Below are 23,114 nucleotides of genomic sequence, written 5' to 3' on the forward strand. Positions count from 1 at the left end.
CGCCAAGGAATAGCCCACAGGACACGCCCTTGAGCTTCTCCGGTGCAAGCCCCGCGTCTTCAAGCGCATGCCAGCACTCCTCAAGCGTGATGCGCGCCTGCGGGTCCATCGCGCGCGCTTCCAGTGGCGATATCTTGAAGAAATCAGCGTCGAAACGTTTGATGTCCGACAGGAAGCCGCCAGTTTTGGTGACGGACTTGTTTTCCGCTTCCGGGTCAGCGTCATAGAAGGCATCTGCGTCCCACCGGTCAGCAGGTACGGTGTCAACGAAGTCGGCACCTGCCATAATGTTGCGCCAGAACGCTATATGATCGTCAGCGCCAGGATAACGGCATGCCATGCCGATTATCGCAATTTTCTCAGCGCTTACGCTTTGGGCGGGCTGCTCTTCGGCAGGGGCGGCGGTTTGTGGCGTTTCCTCTGCTGCGGCGGTGGCAGGCTCTGCGGCCACGGCAACATGTGCCGCCGTATTCTGGCTAACATACTCACTGAGCGCCGCGATGGTTGCATAGTCATACAGGTCAGCGGCTTCCAGGCCACATTGCCAGCGCCCATTAATCTCACGAACCAGTTCCACACCGCCGATGGAATCCAGTCCCTGGTCCATGAGGGGTTCATGAACATCAAGGTCCTCTCGGTCCATCTGCAGTAGCCTGCATACTGTTGCAGCGATATCCGCCAACACATCACCCTTCGGCAGGCTAGCTGACCGTGCCGGTGCTGGTGGAAGGGTTGGTTCGCCCGCATCCGGTGTTGCCTTGATATTTAAGGCGGGGTGAGCTCGCGCGGCATCAAGCGGGCGCAACCGTACTTTCTCCGCAACCTGTGCCGGGGTTGCGATCCTGGTTGGCGCGACTGAACTACCTTCCTGTGCATAAAGTCCGGCAAGCAGTGCGGGCGTCGGATAATCATAGAGGCTCGCTGCCTCGCAGTTTGCTGCAAGGCTTGCGTTCAAATCCCGGATCAGTTCGGTCGCACCAATGGAATCAAGGCCGTGATCAAGGAAGGTGGTTTCATTGTCGATCTCGTCCGTCTCGGTCATCAGGATACGAGCCAGCGCTTCGCGAATGGTGGCGAGTGTTTGCGTTGTGCCCGCGGACGTATTTTGCCCCCCCCAGACCGGGCGGAGAGTAACCTTGGTTGGATGCGCCGGTTGCGCTGGTGCCGCGCTGATCTTGACTGGCTCACTAACCCGTTTTGGCTCCTGGCGCGTGACTGCTGCGCTTGTCGTGACCATAGGGTCTTTGAACAGGGTATCCAGTCGCTCGCGTACTTCCTTCTGGGTGAAGGTTTTGGCGTGCATCGCAACTTCGGCGGCAATGGTCTGCGGCAGGGTCGCAAGCCGCGCCTCCACAAAGCCGCGTTTCATGGTCTCCAGCGTGACCTTGGGCTTTTGAGCGAGCGAGCGCGCAAGTTGCATCGCTTCGCCGAGCACCGATGCTTTGTCAGCAATTTTGACAGAAACGCCGCGCCGCTCCAGTTCCGCGCCGCTCAGGGCGCGTGCGCTGTACATCATCTCGGTCGCGAGTGTCGTGCCGAAACGTTCCGGCAGCAGCTGTGTCGCACCCATGCCGGGCGAAAACCCGTAATCCGCGAAAACGGCGGAGTAGAGCGACTCGCGCGCAAGAATCGGAATATCGCTATAAAGCCCGAACAGCAGCCCGCCGCCATAGGCGTGGCCCTCCATCGCTGCGATCACGGGCAGCGGAAATTCGCCAAGGCCACGGAAATAGAAAGGTACATCGGTAAAGTTGGCAGTACCTGCCGCGATGGCTTTCAGCATTTCCGGGGTGCCACCCATGGAAAAGACTTCGCTTGTTCCGGCAAGCACGACCACCCGCGCGTCCGGATGAGCTGCAATTTTCTCAAACGTGGCAATGAGCGAAAGTGTCAGTTCGTCGTCAAACATGTTGCGGGCCTTCGAGCGCATGCGAACAAGCGCGATGCCGCCGTCAAATGTCAGGTCGACCACCGATGGTGTGAAACCGCGTGCCCTCTGCTTCCAGTCATCAGGCGCGGCAAGCGCGGGCGTACTGGTTGCAACAAAGGGCGCCGTTGCGACGGGCGCGGCTCCAGTATGCTGAGCCGTATTCGCTTCAAACCAATAGGATTTTCTATCGAATGCATAGCCTGGCAATGCAACGGGGCGCGGTGTGCCAGCCCTGTAGAGACGCAGCCAATCTACGCGCGCACCACTGACCCATGCTGCGGCAAGCGCCGAAGGGTCTAGCCCATTGTCTTCTGCCATTTGGCTTTTTTGTGAGAAGCCTTCAGGTGACATGAGCGCGGGATGTGTGGCCCCAGCCGCAAGCGCATCAAGCGCTGCCAATAGTTCCGCGGTGCTGTGTGCGGTGATGACGGCGCGTTTCTGCAGCGGTAGGCGCCCGACCTGAAGTGTGAATGCTGTGGCGGCGAGATCAGGCTGGGTCGTTGGTTTTTCCGGTGCCACCCCAAGGGCCGCCGCGAGCTCACCAACTGTATGATGGCCAAAAAGATCATGGGTGCGCACTGGCTGCCCGGTGTGAGCCACGAGAAGCTCAATCAGCCTGCGGGCCGCGACCATATCCAGCCCAAGGTCCTCAATGAGGCTATCATCGGAAATGCTATCAGCTTCAACATCAAGTACTTCTGCAATCAGCTCCGTAAGGTTGATGGCGCTGCTTTCAGGGCTGGCACCGCGCAGTGCCCGCGCGAGGTTGGTTGCATTTTCCTTCAGAGATGCTTCGGTTCGGGCCGAAAGCGGGAACAGGTAGGGGCCAACCGCGGCCTCAACCCTACCCACGCTGCTTGCGGGCGCTGCGCTGACCACAAGGGCCGAGTTGCTCCCGCCTGCCCCAAACGATGAAATCAGTACAGTGTCTATGTCATCGGCGCGCCGGGCCTGCCGCACGAGGTCGAAAGGTGCCGCTGCCCAATCGATATTCTGGTTCAGAGTATCTCCGTGCAGGGACGGAGCGAGGGTTTTGTGCGCAAATTGCAAAATTACTTTGGTGAGTGCAGCCATGCCTGCAGCAGCTTCGAGGTGGCCAATCTGGCTTTTTACCGAGCCGATGGGCCAGCGTTTGTGCGGTGCGCGTGTTCGCGCGCTCTCAAAAGCTTTGGTGAGGCCTGCCACTTCAATCGGGTCGCCAAGCGATGTGCCCGTACCGTGCGTCTCAATGTAGCCGAGGTCTTCAGCGTGCACTTGTGCGCGCTTGAGCGCTTGCGAGATAACCCGCGCCTGCGCACCCGGTGACGGTACGGTAAAGCCACCATCGCCGCCGCCGTGGTTCAGAGCGCTCCCCTTGATGATAGCGAGGATGCGGTCCCGGTCTTGCCGCGCGTCGCGGAGGCGCTTGAGCACAACCACACCAACACCCTCGCCTGGCACATAGCCGCTACCACCATCACCAAAGCTGCGGCATTTACCGTCTGCGCTCAGGAAGCTGCCTTCAATGAGCTGGCGGTATTTCTCCGGGCGTAGTGACAGGTTCACTCCGCCGGCAAGTGCCATATCGCATTGACCGGTCCGGAGCGCGTCAGAGGCAAGGTGGAGTGCAGTCACCGACGACGAACACATGGTGTCGACAGTCAGGGAGGGGCCAAAAAGGCCAAAGCAGTGCGATACGCGGTTGGCAATCTCAGCGAAGGAGGAATTGGGTACAGCGCCTTCGGCAACACCAGTACCGGCCATCTGGTATTGGCTCCACATCGCAGCGGCATAAACACCGACGTTCTGCGCTTTGACCCGTCCAGCATAACCCGCGTCTTCAAGCGCATGCAGGCTCGCCTCTAGAAACAGTCGGGTCTGGGGGTCCATCAACCGTGCGTCTTTTGGCGAAATGCCAAATACGAGCGGGTCGAACATGTCGATGTCTGAGAGGAAAGCACCGAAAGCACCTTCCCCATTATGCCCAAGCACCTGGCTGCCGGTATGCCAGCGATCGGCTGGTACCGGACCCGTCGCATCCCGCCCGGCCTTGAGGTTGGACCAGAAAGTCTCGATATCCTCTGCGTCAGGGTACCGGCCAGCGAGGCCGATGATGGCGATATCATCCAGTATCGGTAAGCTTGAGGGTGCGGCACTCACCTCTGGCGCGGCTTCGTGCAAGGTTGGGCTCTGCCTGCTTGGCGCAGGTGGGGTGCGCTCGGCCATGGCTGGCGCAGTGCCAGCTTGCGGTGCCACCATTTTACTCACAGCGCCGCTGTGTTCCGCACAGAGATAATCGCACAGGGCATCAATGGTCGGATGCTCGAACAGTAGGACCTTTGATAGTTTGCCGCAGTCTTTTTCCAGCCGATTGACGATGGCGACAGAAATCACGGAATCGACACCGTAATTGTCAAAGCTGGTGGCGCTGTCGAGCAGGCCGCGGTCAAAATTTGTTTCGTCAGCGAGAATATCAATCAAATGGTCGCGCAACTGGGGCTTCAGCACGTCTACGTTGATGCTTTCACTGGCAGCAGCATCCACGGTTTCCTGAATGTCATCCGCAAGTGGTACCGTCACCAGTACCTGCGCCGCCTGCGCACAGAGAGCCTCGTCAAACGCTCGGATGCCCGCCTCCGTCGAGAGGACTTCTGAGCGCAGGTTTTTCACCAGCCAGTCAAGGCGGTCTTCCGCGACACTCATGCCGCCTTCTGCCCAAAGCGGCCAGTTTAGAGAAAGGCTGATACCGCTGCGCCTGCCCGCGCTCACCAGGTGCTGGCGTTCTTCGGCCAACAGGTCCAGCGCGCGGTTGGCGTATGCATAGTCGCTCTGCCCAAGGTTCCCCCGCACCGACACGATGGATGAAAAAAGAATAAACGCATCAAGCGGCATGTCGCTGGTTAGTCTATCGAGCACTGCGGCGCCGACCACTTTGCCGCGCGCCACATCCATGCAGTCTTGTTCTGTTTTGCCGAGTAACAGCTTGTCGCGGGTGACACCGGCGCAGTGCACAATGCCATTTAGCGGCTTGCCAAACTCCGTCAGCAGCTCTGCCATCGCCGGTTCATCGGCCACATCGACCGATTTGAGCGTGACAGCGATGCCCTTCTCCTCAAGGGTCTGAATGCGGTGCATTGTGTCCGCAGGCAGGTCTGTTATCCGGCGGCCAAGAAGCAGGAATTCCCGCGCACCAAGAGATGCCAGATGTTCACAGAAGAGCAGGCCCAATTTACCCAGGCCACCGGTGATCAACCATGCACCCCGGGCTGCAAACTGCTGTGCGTCAGGAACGTGGACGGGCGCCTCTATGCGCTGCTGGCCTGACAAGCCTGCAAGCAGAACTTCCGGCTCTCCTGTCCAACGCTTCCGCGCTTGCGCGGCTATAGCACCGGCATCGGGCGTACCCAGTGTGAGCAGAAGCCGCATTTCCAAGGTCGGGCGTTCCTTGAGGATGGCTCGCACCATGCCGCCAACGGCTTCGCTCAGCAGGCCATGGGGCGCTACGAGCAAAATACGTTTTGCACCGTCGGCGATATGTTTTTGCACAGCCGAGACGGCTTGCCACAGATACTCAGGGGCTGACGATCCTGCCGGGTCAGGCAGTGGCAGGATCAGTGTTTCAGTCACGCCGTTTGGCTGCGCGCCTTGCCATACAGGGAAGGCTGAGCTGAGCTTCTGGAACCAATGGGGTACTTCCGCTGCGCGCACGGTAGTGGTGTCTGTGACAGCTTCGTCCGGAAGGTCAGCCCAAACGAGATTATGGTAAGCGATGGGTTGCCGTGCTTCGGATGTCGCTTTTTCCGGAACCATAGTGCGGGGATCAATGCTGCGCAGCATGACACCACCCAGCATGGCAATGGCTGGGCCTGACGGGTCGCAAAGCAGGATGTCAGCCTTGAACACCTCTTTCATCGCCGCAGGTTCGATATGAGCGCGCACGAGAATCTCGTTTGGTAGCGAAGCGCGCCATTGCACCCGCTCGATGGACACGGGCACCGCAGCAATAACTGTATTATTGGACCTGAGCGCCATAAGCAGCGCCTGCAGCGCACCATCCACCAGCACCGGTGACAAGGTGGAGCCATGCGTCCAGCTCGACGCTTCGGTTTCGCGGATACGGGCTTCCATGAAGCGCCCGTCGAACTTCACTTCGCTGATGGTGCGGTACGATGGGCCGTACTTCATGCGAGCGGCAGCCAGCGCCCTGTACTCTGCTTCAATATCGAGTGATGCGCTACTCAGGTTGACGTTCAGGTTGGGCCAAGGGGCGCTTTCCTCGCTCCAGCAGCCACGCATGGATGGGCCACCAGCATCCTGGAGTTTGAAGTCAGGCCCGGCGCTTGTCAGTTCTATTTCTGCCGCATCTTTTGCAATAACCGGTTTCGCCCAGCTCAATTTGCTCAAGTGCGCATTTGCCGATGCAGCAGGGTTGATGATGCGCTGTGCCCTTATGGCAAGCTCAATGCCCATGGCGGCTGCCAGCACCGGCGCGCCGCCGATTTCATGGTCGCGGAGGCATGGCTGGTTTGCGTCAAGGTGAATAGCAACAGTGTTCGCATCTGCTTGGCGAAGCAGCGGGAACGGCGACGCCTGCTTTTGGTGCTGCGTTGTGACCGTTGGTATCCAATAGGCCTGCCGCTCAAATGGCGTGGGTGGGAGTGACAGTAGGCGCGGTTCGGCTTCCACCGGAACATCTGTATGCTGTGCGGTCGGTTGCGGTGAACCGCTCGCAATCGCGCGCAGATGGGCAAGAACCGCGGACGGACTTCCTGCCGGTATTGCCGCCGTGAACGCGGCTGTCGCCCGCCGGGCCAGCGAATGGGCTACGTCGGCGAATTGCCAATCGTTCCGCTTGCCAAGCACGTCAGCCAATTGTTGCGCGAGCGCGCGCAAGGATTTCTCCGACCGTGCACTCAACACAGCCTGGCTTGGAACTTTGGCAGCAATGGTCGCCGGTTGCGCAGCTTCGGGGCCGCTTAGGATGACATGTGCGTTGGAGCCGCCTGCGCCAAAAGAGCTGATGGCGGCATGCCGAACCGTGCCCGCTTCCCGCGCCCATGGCTCCCCGTCTGACAGCAGCCGGAACGGCGTTTTACTGAAATCGAGGCGGCGATTGACCGGATCGTGGTGCAGCGATGCAGGTCGCCAGTCTTGCTCGAATGCAAGCAACAGTTTGATCAGCCCCGCAATACCTGCGGCAGCTTCAAGGTGGCCGATGTTGGATTTGACCGAGCCTATGGGGATGCTGCTACCGCCCGCATAAGCGGCGGTGAGCGCTTCAATCTCGATCGGATCGCCAAGGGCCGTACCGGTGCCGTGGCATTCTATTAAACCAATATCGGTGGCCTCGAGGCCGGAGCGCGTAAGTGTCTTTTCAATCAGGGCCTGCTGGGCACGTGGGTTGGGCGCCGTGAAGCCCGCAGCGTTGCCGCCATGGTTGACCGCACTCGCTTTCACCACCCCGTAAATATGATCGCCATCGCTCAGCGCTTGGGAAAGCGGCTTGAGAAGGACCGCGCCCACACCTTCGCCCGGCACATAGCCATCACCACCATCGCCAAAGCTTCTGCATTTCCCTTCCGCGCTCAGGAACATGCCTTCAGAGAGATAGTCGTATTTTGCGGGATGGAGGGAGAGGTTTACGCCGCCCACAAGCGCGGCTTCGCAGTCGCCCGCGCGGATTGCCTGACAGCCCATATGAAGCGCGGTGAGCGACGAAGAACACGCGGTATCGAGCATGAGACTCGGTCCCGTAAAGTCGAAGAAATAGCTGATGCGGTTGGCAATCGCCCAGTTGATGGCGCCGGGGCCACCATAAGCGCCCTGCAGATAGCCTTGCTCAGCTGCATACAGGCTGTATTCGCCCCACATGCTTCCCCAGAAGACACCGACAGACGCGCCGCGCATCGCCTCCGCGTGGCCATAGCCCGCGTGCTCCAACGTGCTCCATGCACATTCAAGGGACAGGCGCTGCTGTGGGTCCATCAGATTGGCGTCTTTGGGAGCAATCTTGAACAGCATGGCGTCAAACATGTCGACGCCTTCAATATAACCGCCCCAGCGGTCCCGGTTGCGGGGGCCGCTAGGCCCATCGCCCAGTGCCCGGCTCCAGACAGGGGCACCGCCTTTGACCACACAGTCCCGCCTACCAGCCAGATTGTCCCAATATGCCCAGATGTCAGGTGCTTTCGGGAACCGTCCGCTCATGCCGACAATGGCGATATCGCCGTCATTTGTGATCGACGCAGTGCGTGGCGTGGGCGCGGCGGATGATCTCAGGCTCGGCACTGGTGGCGTTGCTGCTGGCTTGACCGCATAGTCCGCCTTGGGCGGAAGGCCCGCGAGATGCTCAGCCAATGCGGCGATGGTTGTGTAATTATAGAGTACCGTTTGCGACACGCCGACAAACTGTTTGTCTAGCCGGTCAGTGAATTCCTGCAGCTCAAGTGAATCGATACCCATCTCCAGAAAGTTCTGTGTGGTGTCGATGTCGAGGGCATTCAGTTCAGTGATGGCGGCGATGTCAGCAATCAGCTGCGCTTCAATGCTGTCGTGACTAATGGCTCGTGTCCCGGCGGCAGGCTCGTCGGTCACGGGCGCTTCGGGAACCGTTTCTGCTGCGGGCACCGCGCCGAAATCCGACAGATGGAAATCCACTTTTGACACCGGAAACAGGTGTTTCTCGAACGGATAGCGTGGCAGCGAACAGACCTTGTAACTGCCTTTCGGAAACAGGGCTGACCAATTGGCCTCTGCACCGCGCTGCCACACCGCTGTCAAGGCTTCAAGTGCATGGTCAAGCGCAGGGCTTTCCACCGGCACGACATCAATGGTCGGACGCTCAAGGCTGGCCCAGGATGCGAGGTCGCTCTTGCCTTGTGTCTCTCTGGAAAATTGCGCTGCCAAGGGAGGCAAATCGTTGATCGCGATATCGGTCATGCCTAGAACTGGTAAAGTACCGTCCAGCAAAAGAGCCACCGCCGCCGCATGGTCCAGCAACCCAAGTTGCAAAAGCGAGACCACTTCGCGGTGCGCTGTGAGGTCGAGCTCAGCTGTAGCATTCAGCGACCATTTGAGTGCAAGTTTCGTCACGCAGTCGAGTACGATCAGTGGCAGCAGCGTACCGCGGGCATCGCCATCGGTCAAAAGCTGGCGGGGTGTTGGTAGCCCGTGATGCGCCAACGCCCCAGCCCATTCATCAAGGAACCGTCCGAAGGTCACCTGATGGCCAAGCAAAACCTTGCCGCGCTTCACGAGCGGGGCGAACTGGTCTGGCACTTCAGCATCCAGGCGGGCTTTCAGTTCCGAGAAGTAGGCGGCGTTCAGTGCGACTGCGGGATAGTAGCTCCCGTCAACTGGCGACAGAATTTGGCGGCTGGAACCAAGGACATCAACGTTGGCAGCCGCATGCGACCAGGCTGTCACAGTGGCCCCCTTGACCGCGAAGGCATCCAGTAACTCAGACCAAAGTTCGATGACCGGTTTCCGAGGCTCTGCCTTCTGCTTCAGGACCTTCTGCCACGCTTTGAACTCAGCCTCAGGGAGGGGTTCGTTCCGGAGCGAGAAGCCAAGGCACGCTTGGCCTGTTTTAGCGAGATCGGCGGACTTCAGCGCTTCCCGCAGGTCGTTGTGCGTTTTCACCCATGTGACGTAGCGGTGGGACAATGCTTCGCGACCAACAGCCAGGGTGCCGCAAATATCCTTGAGAGGCAGCGCTTCAAAATCGGCAGTATTGGTAAACGCCTGCCAGTCGGACAGCAGGTTGGCCAGCGCGGATGGACTGGCGGCCGACAGGAGGAAAGGCAATGCTTCGCCTGATGCCCTTGGCCCTTTGATCCGGGTCGGCAGCCGGGTTGCCGACTGCAAAATGGCATGACTGTTTGCCCCGCCCATGCCAAACGAACTGACGCCAGCGCGCAGCGGCTCACCTTTGGCAAGCGGCCACCAATGGGTTGCGTCCCGTGCAAGGTGAAGATTTGCGCCATCCAGGTCCAGAAGCGGGTTGGGTTCGGATAGCTGAACCGTGGGTACGATACGCCGGCGCTGCATCATCTTCGCTACCTTGACGACGCCGGCAAGGCCAGCCGCCGCTTCAAGGTGACCGATGTTGCTTTTGAGCGAGCCAAGGTAGCGTGGCGTTTTGGATGCTTTGGCGTACCGCGGCTTGGTGCGGGTATAGACCTCAGCAAGGCCTGCAACCTCAATCGGATCACCGAGTGAGGTGCCGGTGCCGTGCGCCTCCCAGTACCCCAATTCGTGCGCGCCCAAACCGGCCTCGCCAAGGGCTTGCGAAATCACATCGGCTTGCGCCTGTTTGGAGGGGCGGGTGATGCCGCCTGTCTCGCCGCAGTGGTTCACCGCCGAACCCTGCACAAGGGCATAAATCCTGCGTCTTTCTCGCCGCGCAAGGTCGTTGCGCTCAAGCAGCACGGTGACAATGCCGTCGCCCGGCACATAACCGTCGGCCGAAACATCAAACGTGTGGCACCGCCCGGTCGCGCTCAACATGCCCGCGCGCGAGAAACTGAGGTATTTCCAGGGGTCTAGATTGAGGCTGACGCCCGCGACAAGCGCGAAGTCACAGATGCCGTCCTCTATGGCGCGGCGGGCTTGGTCAAGGGCAATGAGCGATGAAGCACAGGCGGCGTCTACCGTGACACTTGGGCCGTTGAGCTTGAGTTCATGTGATACCCTGTTCGCCAGAATGCCGCCGTAGGTGCCAAGGCATGCGGTTGCGTCGACGGTCATGCGCGGGTCGGAAAGCACCTGCTGATAATCGGTCGCCATGACGCCTACATAGACACCGGTGCGCGCCGCGGCGAGTTCCGAGGCGGAGACGCCTGCATCTTCAAGGCAGTGCCAGGCTTCCTCAAGTAGCAAGCGCTGCTGGGGGTCCATGGTGCGGGCATTTTTGGCGGAAATGCCGAAAAAGCCGTGATCAAAGGCGTTGATGTCGTCCACCACGCCAAGCCATCGGCTGACCGACTTGTTCGCGACTTTACGATTTTCGCTGTAGAATTGCTGCCAGTCCCAGCGGTCTGCCGGGATTTCGGAGATGCCGTCGTAGCCTGCCTCGAGCCGTTCGATCAAGGTGTCAGCCGTCGGCGCTCCCGGGAACCTGCCGGACAGCCCGATTAGCGCCGCCTTATTCGTGGCGCCGCGCTTCTCACTGGAAGTGCTGGAAGCCATCCCCCATTTCGTCCCCGTCGCTAACCCAATGCGGTTTTCGTAGCTGATATGTTTGGGAAGCGATAATTTACCTAGCCAGATTAGTAGCTTAGATAATGTCAGTTGGCGCGGCAACTTTTTTCCGGTTGCGCACCGTGAAAAACGTCCTGAATACAACAACACATCTATTAGATGTATATTTTATACCATTAAGTGCATTTTAATACAATGGGCTTAGACTTCCCAATGTTCTTGGATCATTCCGTCCCTGACACGGAAAATATCCACAACCTCAATGGGTGATGTATAGCCCGGCGGTGGGTTGTCCATGAATACCTTGCCACGGATGATGACGATGTCCTCATCCACTGTCACAATGGATTTGGGTTCGACGCGCAAATCGGGGGACATCTCCAGATACATGGAAAACGCGGCCTTGAAGCCTGCGCGGCCGCCCGGAACACCCTCGGTGTTCTGCGCATAATCTTCCGAGACCAAACGGTCGGCGGCTTCCAGATTATGCTGGTTGAAAATCTCTTCCCACACATCCAGCACAACCTTGGCGGGGCTATCGGGCGCTACGTTCAATGGGTCAGCCATTCGTCAGGGCTCCACTATCTGTTTGAATTTTTCCGAAAGAGTCTGCCGGAAAACCGGATCGTCTGTCAGGTTCGTCATGATATCGGTGGCATATTGAGGGTATGAGTCAGGATCTTCCTGCAGTTTCTGAAACAGGTTCCGCACGCCGATGACCGCACCATCTGGCAGGCGTTTCGCCCTGAGGGCAAGTCGGCGGATAATGCCATCAAATTTGGCGCCAGAAGGGACCACAAAGTCCACGAGGCCTTGCGCATGTGCCAGATCAGCCGCAAGCGGTTCTGTCAACAGGGCCATGCGCCGGGCAGCGCCGATACCCATGCGGCCCACCACAAAGGGCGCAGCATTTGCGGGCAACAACCCCCACAGGAGTTCCGGCAGGGCAAAGCGGGCGGTCTCAGTAGCAACGAGGAAATCGCATGCTGCCGCGAGGGCCACGCCGCCACCAAAAGCATCCCCTTCAACAGCCGCCAGCGTCGCTGAATCATAGGACTGTATAGTGACAAGCAGGTCCTGGAAGCTTTGATGAAGTGTCCGGGTGCTCTCGCTGCTCGGCCAATCCGCTAGTGTTTCAACGGCCATGCCGCGGCAGAAAACGGTGTTGCTGCCACGCAGCACAAGAAGCCTGCCAGAGCCGCGCAGTGTCTCAATCTCGGCCTTGAGGCCGTGCATCAGATCCACGCTGAGTGCTTCATGCGACAGCATGAGCGTGGTCATCGTCTCGCTATCGTGGCGCGTGAGAGGCGCGCCTGTTTGTTCATGCCCACTCATATTGCCGCTCATAACCCTTTAACCCCATGAAGGTCAGCAGTCCTGATCCCGCAAACGAGGTGTCGTAAATATCCCGCGCCGCGCCAAACTCCATCGAGGTGCCTGTTCCGCCCATGATCCACGCTTTGTTGAGATCGATGATTTGATCGTACTGTGCCATAGGTAGCTGCGCGCGCGCGGCCAAGTGTGCACCAATATCAAAGCCAGCCTGCCGTTTGGCGGCTTCCGCTGATACGACGCCGCTATAAAACTCGGAGCAGCAGCCGGAGCCGTAGGAAAACAGTCCGACACGATAGGCGCGCCCCACTTCGCCAACCGTGTCGATAAGGCTCGCAAGTGCGACAAAGATAGTGGCTGAATACGCGTTGCCCACCGCCTGGCAGTAGCCCAGTGAGGGTGTCACCCGGGCATCAAAGTCCGCATCGATATCGGCCGGTTTATCCTTGTAGGTGCGGCGCAGGAGGTTGCGGTGCGCTCCTTTGACCATGCCCGCGAATGGTGTGTGGAAGGCAAGATAATCGAAGCTCGCCTTGAAGTCAGCGCCCTCAACGGTGGCCATATAGTCAGCAACCGCGCCGTTCAGGCAATCCATATAGCTCATCAGCGAAAGGTCCGGATCGCCGGTCTCCACATCCGGGTCAGGCCTGCAGGTATCTAGGACTTCGAAACTATGAATGCCTGTCGCGCCGTGGTCTAGATCCAGAACGACGGGGTCGGAACCCACCAGCACAGCAGCGGCGGCCACGCCTTGTGACGGCTCCGCGTAGGAGAGCTTCACCGATGGCCGTGCCATATCGGTGGCGATCACCAGCGCCTTTGCATTGGGATTTGGCGAGCTCTTCAGGTGCCCCGCCGCCATCTGGAGGGCCGCCGTGCCGCCATAACAGGCTTGCTTGACTTCAAAAACCCGGCACCGCGGCGACAGACCAAGGTACTTGTGCACCCACGTGGCAAGGCTTTTGCCAAAATCCAAGCCAGACTCGGAAGCGGTGATCAGCAGTTCAATGGCATCGCGGTCGCTATCTGAAAGCTGGTCGATGATAGGTTTTGCGGCGTTGACGGCGTTGGTGACGCTGTCCTCATAGGGCATGCCAACCGCCTTTGAGCGCATCATCAGGTTCGCAGCGCGCGATTTATCGAGCCCGCGTGCATCGAAGATATCGTCGACGGTCACATAGGCACGGCCGCCGTATATATTCAGATATTCAATTCCTATGGCACGGTTAGTGGCGGACACGCGTTTATGCTCCCAAATCTGGTTGATCAAGCACAATGGCGGCGTTGAACCCGCCAAAGCCGAAGCCATTATTCAATACCCGGCCAATGGACAGGCTATCACGTCTTTCCCGCACATGGTCAAGCAGCGGCGCGATAGGTTCAAGGAGGCCGGGGCTGCCGTGCAGGAAACCTTGCTCCATCTGCACTATCGCGGCTACGGTCTCCAGCACTCCGGCGGATGTCAATCCGTGCCCGAGGACGGCTTTGGGGGCGGTGACCGGTGTGCGGGCATCCACCACTGCGGCCAAGGCCTCCGCCTCGGCACTGTCGCCAGCGGGTGTGCCGGTTGCATGGGCGCTGACCATATCAGGCTTGCGCGCACCTGCCATGGCAAGGGCGTTGCGCATAACCCGCACAGCTGTTGCACAGTCGGGACCCGGCTCAACTGAGCGGTGCATGGCGCTGGCCCAGCCGGAAATCCTGGCTTTTACCTTGGCGTTGCGTGCTTGTGCGTGAGCTGCTGTTTCCAGAACGAGGGCTGCTGCGGCTTCTGTCGGCACGAAGCCCGCAGCGCCGGTGTCAAATGCCCGGCATCCGGCAGCAAGTGTGTCTTCGCTACCGTTGGCCAGTGCGCCCAAGGCTTGATATCCCGCGACTTCGAGCGGCGACAGTATTGTTGGCGCACCCACAACAAGGGCTAATTCAGTCTCGCCACTCCGCAGTGCGCGCACCGCCTGCAGGATGGCGATATGGCCGCTGGCTTGCGCGCCGCCCACAACGGCACCGTCACCAGCAATCCCGAATACAGCGCTCAGGAGCGACACGAGAAACGAGTCGTGCCCCATCTGCATCAGCCGTCCAGCGGATAGTCGGCCCTCACTTGTGAACGCCTCACTTGCAGACAAAAGCACTTCGTTTGCCGTATTCTGGCCGGCCACAAATACGCTGGCGTCCTCCGTGACAGGTCCCATGGGCAACGCGGCATCCTGCCATGCCTGAAGCGCGGCGGTGAGGCCCGCCCGTGGGCCGTTTGCAGCGGCACGGGTCAACCGCCGAACCTTTTTCGCGGTGTCGTCGTCAAAAAGGGATTTGGCAGCGGTTTCCGGGTCAGGATCAGGCATAATGCCTGCAATCCACGGCTCCAGGACGCGTGGGTCGGTGCGCCGGGTGAGGTGGTCAAGGTTTGCGGTTTGCAGGCGGTCGGACAGTTCAGCGCAGTTGGTGCCAACGGCACCAAACACGCCGCACCCTGTAATAACCAGCTCCCCCAAGGCGTCTTGCATCAGGCGTTGGCGTCCTGAATGATGCGCGCAATATCGGCGATGCATTTGGCGGGCGCAAAGCTTGTCATGGGGATGTTGGCCGAAACCTCATTCTGGGCGGCCATGATGACATCGATGCGGTCCATGGAGTTAAGCCCAAGCTCGACCAGGCTGTCGGTGCCGGAAATATCGGTGTCTTCAAGTTCTGGCAGCAGGTCTTTGATTTCCGCCACCATTACCTTGATCAATTGGTCTTCAGTCACGAGGGTGCTCCCTGCCCAAGCTTGTTATCGCTATGTTTGCTGCCCGACAGACGCGCGCGGGCCTCACCCATCAAACGCATCGCAATGTCCGCGCAGTGACGGGTGCGCCAGTCGGTGAGATTATTCTCCCGCGCCCATGAGTTAAAGGCAGCAAGTGCCGGGCCGCTATGAAGCTGGTAGTTCACTTTGCCCGAGGCATCACCATCTAGCGCGAGGTCGGCGCTATATTTGAAGTACCAGCGGAAAACGAGCGCCATTTTCACCTTCGGCCGGGCCTTGGCACGTTCCAGGAGGTCCGGGTCGGTACGCGAAAGCCATTCGACAACGCCCTGCCATACGTCATCGAATGAGCGCATGAAAAAGCGATCCTCGACTTGGGTGCGTACGTCCGGCGGCAAGTCATCAAGTGAGTCATAGTGGCGGTAGAGTTGGTAAAGCCGCTCCGCGCGGGCGGCAAAAAAGCTTCCCTTGCGCACGACTTGTGCCTTCGCGCCAATTTCGAACATGTCGCCCGCGGGCGCGTAGGCAAAGTCACCAATATCCAGCGCTTGAAGCATGTCTTTTGCCGTCGGGCTCATGCCGGATTCCGTGGTGCACTGGTTGATGGAGCCAGTCACGATATAGTCTGCACCGAGCGCAACCGCCGCGACGATTGCCTCCGGTGAACCGATACCACCCGCAGCGCCCACATGGATATGATGGTCGGGAAATGTTTTTGCCGCCTCCGCGCGAACGCGCAGGAATGTGGGGATCAGTGTGAAGGGCGAAGCTTGGTCTGTGTGGCCGCCACTATCACTTTCTGCCGTCAGGTCGTCTATCACTGGCATGTGCTCAGCCACATAAGCGGCTTCCTGATCCAGAAGGCCGTCTGCAATCAGGCTGTCCAGCATGGCAGCAGGTGCTGGTGCGAGGAACTGGCGCGCCACTTCGGGCCTTGACGCTTTCAGGATGACCCGCCGCACACCTTGAAACGATCCGTCGGACGCGCGTTTTGCACCCGCGTAGCGGTAATAGACCAGCGCGCGGCTCAGCGTTACAAAGGCGGAAGCCTCAACAACCGGTACATCCTCCGCGACATAAAGCTTTGCAAGCGCCAGCTCTGCCTGCGGGGCATCGGGGTGGCTCAACAGATTTGCGCCCCAGTTGCGTTTCGCGCCAAGGGCAGCTTTGATCTTCCCGATGTTATCCTGAACATCCCGCGCCGGCATGCCGCCAGTGCCAAGGAAGCCCATACAGCCTGCATTTGCCATGGCAATTACCATGTCAGACGACGCGATACCGCGGTACATTGAGCCGGTGACATAGGCATGCTCAAGACCATAACGCTCCATGAATGATGGTGCCCCAATGGGGCTTTCTGTCGCGGCTGTATCAGCAGGCCGCGTGGCTTTTTTGGGCTCGATGGAAACCACTTTCGCGCTCGGCCTCATCTCTGGCGCTGGTGCAGGCGCGCTGACAGCGGCTTTGGGCGTGGGCGCAGCAGGGGCCGGGAAGTCTTTCAGCATACGCGTTAGCACGACGCCGGGGCCAACTTCTATGAAGTCCCTTTCGCCGATGCTGTGCAGATAATCCACGGTATCCCGCCAGCGTACCGTGCCGGCAATCTGGCGCGAAAGCAGTTCGCGAACAATGGCTTGCGTGTCGCCGTTTCCATAGGGTCTCGCGGTCACGTTGGCGATCACGGGGATGCGCGGCTGCGCAAAATTTGTATCTTTCAGGAAATCAGCGAAGGCTTTTGCGGCGTCTTCCATAAGTTGCGAATGGAAGGCTGCGGATACATTCAGCGGAATCGCTGTGATTTCCTCAGTCTCACATACTTTCGCACAGTCCATGATCTGGGATTTTACGCCGGACAGTACGGTTTGTTTGGGGCTGTTCAGGTTCGCGATATCGATACCACCGAAGCCGTGACGCTCGAGAAACGGCTTTAGCGCCGCTTCATCCTGGCCAATGATGGCCAACATGCCGCCTTCGGACGCCTCGGCCATAAGTTGCCCCCGTTTTTTTACGAGGCGCAGGCCTGTGGCAAAGTCAAACACCCCGGCTGCGAACAGGGCTGCATACTCGCCCAAGCTATGGCCTGCGACAAAGTCAGGCTCAGGCTCGCCGTCCGCGTGACGCGCGAGCACGGATAGCGCACAAACGGTATAAAGTGCAGGTTGGGTATAGTCGGTACGCCGCAATAGACCGTCGCGGTCATGGCGGCAAAGGTCAGCAATTGAGTAGCCGAGAACCTCATCCGCTTGGGCGGTCTCAACGGGGAACCGGTCAAACAGGTCGTCGCCCATGCCTTTCGCTTGGGCACCTTGCCCCGGGAACATCCAGACTGTCATGGTTCCGTCTCCCCACAGATATTGCGTGCGCCAAGTGAAGAGCTAAGCATGTTAGCAGCGCGCGAGAGGAAGTTGCTGTCGGTCAGCACTGACTGGGAGGACATAACAAGCGCCAGAACGACGCCATCCTTTAGCACAGCCTCGCCGGCAAGATGCCCCGCGTTCACGAATGTGCAGTTTACGGTGTCGCCGGAGAGGCTTGGGACCGTTTCAAGTGCCTTGAAATCAAGGGCCAGCCCGCCGCCGAGAATTTTTGATGCCGCCTCTTTCAAGGCCCAGAGCGCGGTGGCCGCATTTAAGGCGCACGGCGCATTTTCACACCATTCGCGTTCCCGCGCTGTGAGTTGGCTTTCAAGGGCAGGCCTGTTCTGTGCGGATACCGTTTCAATATCGATCGCAACCGGCCATTCTTGCGGGGAAGACACCGCAACCCCTGCCTCATTGCTGTGGCTGATGGAAACATGCACGGGGGGCTTCTCGCCGCCCCGGTAAGCGGCAACGGGTTGATTGAATACGCCGCTACGGATGTCCCACTTTGTGGGAGCACCACCAAACGCCTTACAGAGCGCTATTTTCGCGGTAGCCCTGCCGCGCAGGAAACTGGTGCGGCGGCGGTCGAGCTTCATGGCTGCCAAAGCCTGTGCTTCAGCAGGCGCGAGAAAGTCGGATTGTGCGCGGGACAGTGCTGATAGATCGGCTTTTGTCATCGCCAGCGAGAGCTGGCCGGTTAGATCGGTGCGTGCGTCGCTATATCCGCAGCTGAGCGCGAGAACTTCAAGGGTGTCCGACCAAATTTGGGCACCGGACAGCTGGCTGGCCGTGTCATCCACAAGGCTAAGCATTCACCGCCTCGCCGGTCTGAACCCGCCACAGCTCGGCATAAATGCCGTTTTGTTTGATGAGTGCATCGTGGGTGCCGCTTTCGACAACATTGCCGTGGCTCATAACATGAATGCAGTCTGCATTGCGCACGGTCGAGAGGCGGTGCGCAATCAAAATGGCGGTGCGGTCTTTTGCAAATGCGTCGATGGAGCGCTGGATCGCGGCTTCGGTTTCATTGTCGACCGCGCTTGTGGCTTCATCGAAAATCAGGATGGGCGCGTCTTTGAGTATCGCGCGCGCAATCGCAATACGTTGCCGCTGACCGCCGGAGAGCGCCTTTCCGCGCTCGCCAATTTTGGTCTCGTAGCCTTGTGCGAGATCAACGATGAATTCGTGTGCTTCGGCGGCCTTTGCTGCCTCAATCACCTCTTCATCGGTTGCGTCCGGGCGGCCAAACAGGATGTTTTCACGCACACTCATATCGAAGAGGAAAGTTTCCTGGCTCACGGTTGCGATATTGCGGCGAAGATCAGTCAGGTTGGCCTCGCGGAGGTCAAGGCCATCAAGCTCCACGGCACCATCCAGTGGGTCATAGAAGCGGTTGATAAGGCGGATGACAGTAGACTTGCCGGCTCCCGTCGAGCCAACGATGGCGACGGTTGAGCCCGCAGGGATCTCCATGTTGAAATTCTCGAGCACTTTCCTGTCAGCGCTATAGCCGAAGTCCAGATTGCGGAAGGTGATTGCACCAGCGACGCTCTCACGCGGCAGGTGAACAGGGCCGGAATGGATTTCAGCGCTCGCACCCAGCTCATCAAGGATTGCGCGCGCGGACTGGTTGGCCAGTTTGTACTGGTCGTAGCTCACACCCATGCCTTCCATGCGCACCAGAAGTTTTGGCACGAAGAAGAGGATGAGCGTGAACATGCTGGCTGTGATGGATTTGCGCGCCACAAGGAAACCGCCGATCATGACAGCCAGTGCGAAGGACACGGAGATCAGGAGGCGCATCAAGTCAGTGTATTGTGAGCTGGTCTCATGCGCCATCGATGACGTATCACGCACCTGCGCGCTCAAGGTGTTCAGCTTCTCAGCTTCAATATCTTCCGCGGTGAAACTCTTGATCACGGAAAGGTCAATCAGATTTGCAGACAGGAACTTCTGGATAAGTTCCTCGCATTTCTGCTGGATCGCATAGGGTTCTTCGACCCGTTTGGATACATAGCGCGAACCCGCAATGATTATTGGCAGCGGCGCAAGGGTGGTCAGCGCCAGAAGCGGTGACACAAAGCCAAGCGTTGCGACAATGATCACGGCAACAAAAATGCGCTGTAGCATGTCATCAGCGCCGGATTCCATGAAGGTCCTGATCTTGCCTGTCGCGTCCCACAGCAGGTTCAAATGCTCGCCTGAACTCTTGCGGTCAATGTGCGCCATATCCATGCGCTGCAGGTGATCGTAGGTTTCGGTCCTGACTTCATGTTCCATCATGCGGGCGAGGTTGCGCCACTTGCGGCGTTTGTTGCGTTCGACATAAAGCTCGAACGCAAATGCTGCACCCGCAGCCAAGCCCATGGTCAACACCTGACCGCGAATAGTCCCCAAGCCGATCTTGGTCAGAAGGCCAATTTTCTTGCCATTCACGATGTTGACAATGGCAATAAGCGCGAGCTCCGGCGCGAAGTTCACCAGCGTATTGCCAAGCGAATAGGATGTCGCTTTGACGAATTCACGTTTGTCCGGCGGAAACTGTTTCAACAGCTCACGGAATGCGCCGTCCTGCGGGCTGTTGGCCTTCAGCGGATTCGTGACTTGCTTGAGTGCAGGCAGGAGCTGGATTGGTTCCGTGGAGAGTTCGTCCGGCCCCATGGTGATTTTGGTGCGGATTTCCTCCAGTAGCAGCTTGTGCAGGGCAGCACGGATTTCCGGCTCGATCTGCGCAGCGGGCACCTTTACATCGCGCAGCAGTATGCGACCGGTCCGCGGATTTGCCTCGGCATGGCCAACATCATCCTTGCCGCCCATGATCATGCTTAGCCGCGCGGCGAGGACCGGTCGGCCGATCAGGTGGCGGCTCTGCCACCGTTGGCGCGTGGACCCAGTACCGGTCACCGACGTGAGCGAGAGATTAAGGCGATCTCTAAGAGCTGCTGCTGTCATGGTTCAAACCGGGTTGGAGGGTGGCCAGTTTTAATGAGTTGTTTGTCCGGAGTTGCTCGCATCGCTGTCGGCGCCGGATGCATCAGCGCCAGATTGGCGGCGTTTCATCACTTCGCGTTCAAGCTCAGCCTCAACAGAGGCAACGACATCGTCGTTCAGCTCCGCTTCAACGTCCTGAACGTCTTCTTTCACGAATTCAAAAGCTGATTTTGCCTTATCGACATAAAGCAAAACACGCTCCTCCATCGCCCGAAGGCGCTGGGTCAGCGCGAGATAAATCAAGCCAAGTGCCAAAAGCAGTAAAAACCAAAGCAACGTCTGTCTCCCCCGAGGTCAGATATGACCACGCCCCAAAATGCGCAACAACCAACTGAGTGCGCCATAAAATGGCGCGACCGCGGTTGGTTTCTAGTCAGCTTTTGCCTTGCGGGTACGTGCCGGCCGTTTTGCTGCTGGTTTTTTGGCCGGCGCCTCGACTGTCACGCTTTCGTCGGTGATTTCCGCGGCGGTTGCGCGCTTGGCGTGGTAACGGCTTTTCTGGTCCGTGTAGATTTCTGAAACATGGTCCCAGATGTATTTGTTGGTCAGCGACTTCGAGAAGGAGTCAGCAGCAACCAGCGCAAGGCCAAACGGGCCAAGCAGCGCTTTTGCGCCAAGACCAACGACTGCGTGGGCCGCACCGTTCACAACCTTGCCGTCCATCATCAGGCTCGCGCCAGGTAGCAGAGATTCGCCTACAAGTTTAGCGCCGTTCGAGAGCACTGTCATATTCTGAGTGTCAGCCATTGTTTGATATCCGTGTGATTGAAGGCTCAATGTTAAGGACTAAAAGCACAACATATTGGATTTTAGCTAATCATGTCCTCCCTCAAACCTCAAGTATTTATTGAGGTTAAAAGCCGGAGACAAAGGCAAAATTACTCAAATATGCTAGTGGTTTAGGATGGCAAGAGTACTCAAACCTGAAACAAATCCGACCTAGGCTTCAGGGTGATTTCGGGGCCGAAAAGTGTACCATGAACAGTAATTTAGGGCGGTTTTGACGCCGGTGAAACACCCTTGAACTATTGGTTTTCTGCGCTTTTTGGGAGCCATGTGTCGGCCTTTTGGGCGGCGCTTGCAGAATACCCTCATCCGCGAAGGCAAATTTGGGTATTATCTTCAAAATCAGGGGGATACAGCTCGCCAGCCTTGTTTCCGGCGGCATCATTCGCTAGCATCCGGCTGCTAGGGGGTCACGGTTTCGACACCACCAGTTTTGTATGTGCGTAAACATCCTTACTTCAACCTGAAGCTTGAGAGGAAGCATTCACATGGCACAAATCATTTTCCTGTTGGTCTATATCGGGCTGGCCTATTGGGTTGCTCTTTATGGTCGCGAAACACGTGCGGGGTTCCTCGGCACTTTGTTGCTGAGCCTTGTGTTCACACCGGTTCTGGGCGCAATTTTCCTTTATGCCTTCGCGCCAGCGGATGAAGAATTCGAAGACGAACCTGCGGCAGAGCCACAAGCTGAAGCTTAAGGTTTGTCACGCGGTGTGGGGCACAGGATGGGAGTCCCCCGGTGATGAGCCAGCAATCATCAGCTAAAACAGTTCTGCTTTTTGCGGGGCAAGGTAGTCATTTTCCGAAAATGGGGTCAGCAGCATTTGAGGCGGACCCCGTTTTTCGGGACAGGCTATTTTATGCCGATCGCTGCGTGCGCCGCCGCACCGGGGTAAACCTGATCGAGACCATTTTTGGCCCGTCCGAAGACTGGCTGAACGATATTGCCGTCACCCATCCGGCTATTTTCGCACAGCAATGGGCGGCGGGGGAGAGCCTGAAAAAACGGGGCGTACGGGTTGACGCGTGTTTAGGGGCCAGCCTAGGCGAATTTGTGGCGCTTGTGCATACCGGAGCCGCGACGTTTGAGCATATTCTCGACCTGATTGTTGGCCAAGCCAGCGCGGCAAGTAAAATCCTGGAGCCGGGCGGCATGATGACTGTCCTGGCGGGTGCAGGGTTTTTTCATGAGAACCCGGACATTTTTAAAGGCTGTGCGCTCGCGGCGGATAACTTTGAGCGGCATATCGTGGTGTCCGGTACGCGGCCATCAATTGAGGCTTGCCGTGCAGCGCTCGATAAAATCAGTGTGCCAGCGTTCCTGCTGAATATTCCGTTCGGATTTCATGGTCCTGCAGTCATGGCCATGCGGCCGGGATTTGATGCAATTGCCTGTGAGATCAGCTTGGGCGGTACAGCATGTCCGGTGTACGGCTGTAGCCTTGCAGGTGAAAGATGGTATCCGGACGTGGAAAATCTCTGGCGGATCGTAGAAGCGCCCATTCACTTCTCTACAACTGTTTCAAAGGTTGAAGCCGACCTGAACAGGCCGCGCTACATTGACTGCAGCCCCAGCGGTACGCTTGCCACTCTCCTTCAATATGTTTTGGGTCCCTCAGAACGGGGGCGGATCAGCGCGCTCTACTCCATGGGCGAAAATTCATCGCCTCTCTCAACGGGCGAGCAAATGGCGGTAAATTCGACGATGGCACCTCAAAGCGCTTGGCATAACGTGGAAAAAGAGACAGAGTTGCAGGGACTTAGCAGATGATCGCGTCAGATTTAA

13 protein-coding genes (1 of these 13 running past the window's edge) are annotated in these 23,114 nt (G+C 58.5%); 2 read left to right on the top strand and 11 right to left on the bottom strand.

Going from position 1 to position 23,114, the window contains the following annotated elements; all coding sequences use genetic code 11:
• The 11 genes from B150_RS23185 to B150_RS19785 all read right to left on the bottom strand — a co-directional run.
• Positions 1-11,098 carry the 5' portion of an SDR family NAD(P)-dependent oxidoreductase gene (locus tag B150_RS23185; protein ID WP_020398752.1) on the bottom strand. Its footprint begins 7,769 nt before the window's first position, so 11,098 of the gene's 18,867 nt are visible here — the first part of the coding sequence; its start codon is at positions 11,096-11,098; the stop codon falls past the left edge of the window.
• 213 nt (positions 11,099-11,311) lie between these two features.
• Complete coding sequence (locus B150_RS0104775) at positions 11,312-11,677, bottom strand: nuclear transport factor 2 family protein (RefSeq protein ID WP_020398753.1); 366 nt, start codon at positions 11,675-11,677, stop codon at positions 11,312-11,314.
• A 3-nt stretch (positions 11,678-11,680) separates the two neighbouring features.
• Positions 11,681-12,445: an enoyl-CoA hydratase/isomerase family protein gene (locus B150_RS22145; RefSeq protein WP_202899757.1), complete on the bottom strand. Its 765-nt coding sequence runs from the start codon at positions 12,443-12,445 to the stop codon at positions 11,681-11,683.
• A complete protein-coding gene (locus B150_RS0104785) occupies positions 12,432-13,682 on the bottom strand; it encodes a hydroxymethylglutaryl-CoA synthase family protein (protein ID WP_020398755.1) in 1,251 nt (416 codons plus the stop codon). Before B150_RS0104785 ends, B150_RS22145 begins: the two co-directional genes overlap by 14 nt.
• Positions 13,683-13,686: 4 nt before the next feature.
• Positions 13,687-14,946, bottom strand: coding sequence for a beta-ketoacyl synthase N-terminal-like domain-containing protein (locus tag B150_RS19770; RefSeq protein ID WP_020398756.1), 1,260 nt, complete (start codon positions 14,944-14,946; stop codon positions 13,687-13,689).
• Positions 14,946-15,188, bottom strand: coding sequence for a phosphopantetheine-binding protein (locus B150_RS0104795; protein WP_020398757.1), 243 nt, complete (start codon positions 15,186-15,188; stop codon positions 14,946-14,948). Before B150_RS0104795 ends, B150_RS19770 begins: the two co-directional genes overlap by 1 nt.
• Entirely contained in the window at positions 15,185-17,521 is a 2,337-nt protein-coding gene (gene fabD, locus B150_RS19775) for an ACP S-malonyltransferase (protein WP_020398758.1), read from the bottom strand. Before fabD ends, B150_RS0104795 begins: the two co-directional genes overlap by 4 nt.
• Positions 17,518-18,363, bottom strand: a complete 846-nt coding sequence (locus tag B150_RS0104805) for a 4'-phosphopantetheinyl transferase family protein (RefSeq protein WP_020398759.1) — start codon at positions 18,361-18,363, stop codon at positions 17,518-17,520. Before B150_RS0104805 ends, fabD begins: the two co-directional genes overlap by 4 nt.
• On the bottom strand, positions 18,356-20,503 hold the full coding sequence (locus B150_RS19780; RefSeq protein ID WP_081611318.1) for an ABC transporter ATP-binding protein: 2,148 nt from the start codon (positions 20,501-20,503) through the stop codon (positions 18,356-18,358). The genes B150_RS0104805 and B150_RS19780 overlap by 8 nt, the downstream gene beginning before the upstream one ends.
• A 30-nt stretch (positions 20,504-20,533) precedes the next feature.
• A complete protein-coding gene (locus B150_RS0104815) occupies positions 20,534-20,818 on the bottom strand; it encodes a hypothetical protein (RefSeq protein WP_020398761.1) in 285 nt (94 codons plus the stop codon).
• A gap of 93 nt (positions 20,819-20,911) precedes the next feature.
• The gene (locus tag B150_RS19785) at positions 20,912-21,289 is read right to left on the bottom strand and encodes a DUF6072 family protein (RefSeq protein ID WP_020398762.1); all 378 of its coding nucleotides are present in this window, start codon (positions 21,287-21,289) and stop codon (positions 20,912-20,914) included.
• A 527-nt stretch (positions 21,290-21,816) separates the two neighbouring features.
• On the opposite strand from B150_RS19785, the gene B150_RS0104825 reads away from it, so the two are divergent.
• Both B150_RS0104825 and B150_RS0104830 read left to right on the top strand, forming a co-directional pair.
• Positions 21,817-22,026, top strand: coding sequence for a hypothetical protein (locus B150_RS0104825; RefSeq protein ID WP_020398763.1), 210 nt, complete (start codon positions 21,817-21,819; stop codon positions 22,024-22,026).
• 44 nt (positions 22,027-22,070) lie between these two features.
• Positions 22,071-23,099 (top strand): acyltransferase domain-containing protein, encoded by a 1,029-nt coding sequence (locus B150_RS0104830; protein WP_081611319.1) that lies wholly within the window; start codon positions 22,071-22,073, stop codon positions 23,097-23,099.
• Positions 23,100-23,114 lie beyond the last annotated feature (15 nt).

The organism is Kordiimonas gwangyangensis DSM 19435 = JCM 12864, assembly GCF_000375545.1.
In the GTDB taxonomy this organism is placed as follows: Bacteria; Pseudomonadota; Alphaproteobacteria; order Sphingomonadales; family Kordiimonadaceae; genus Kordiimonas; species Kordiimonas gwangyangensis.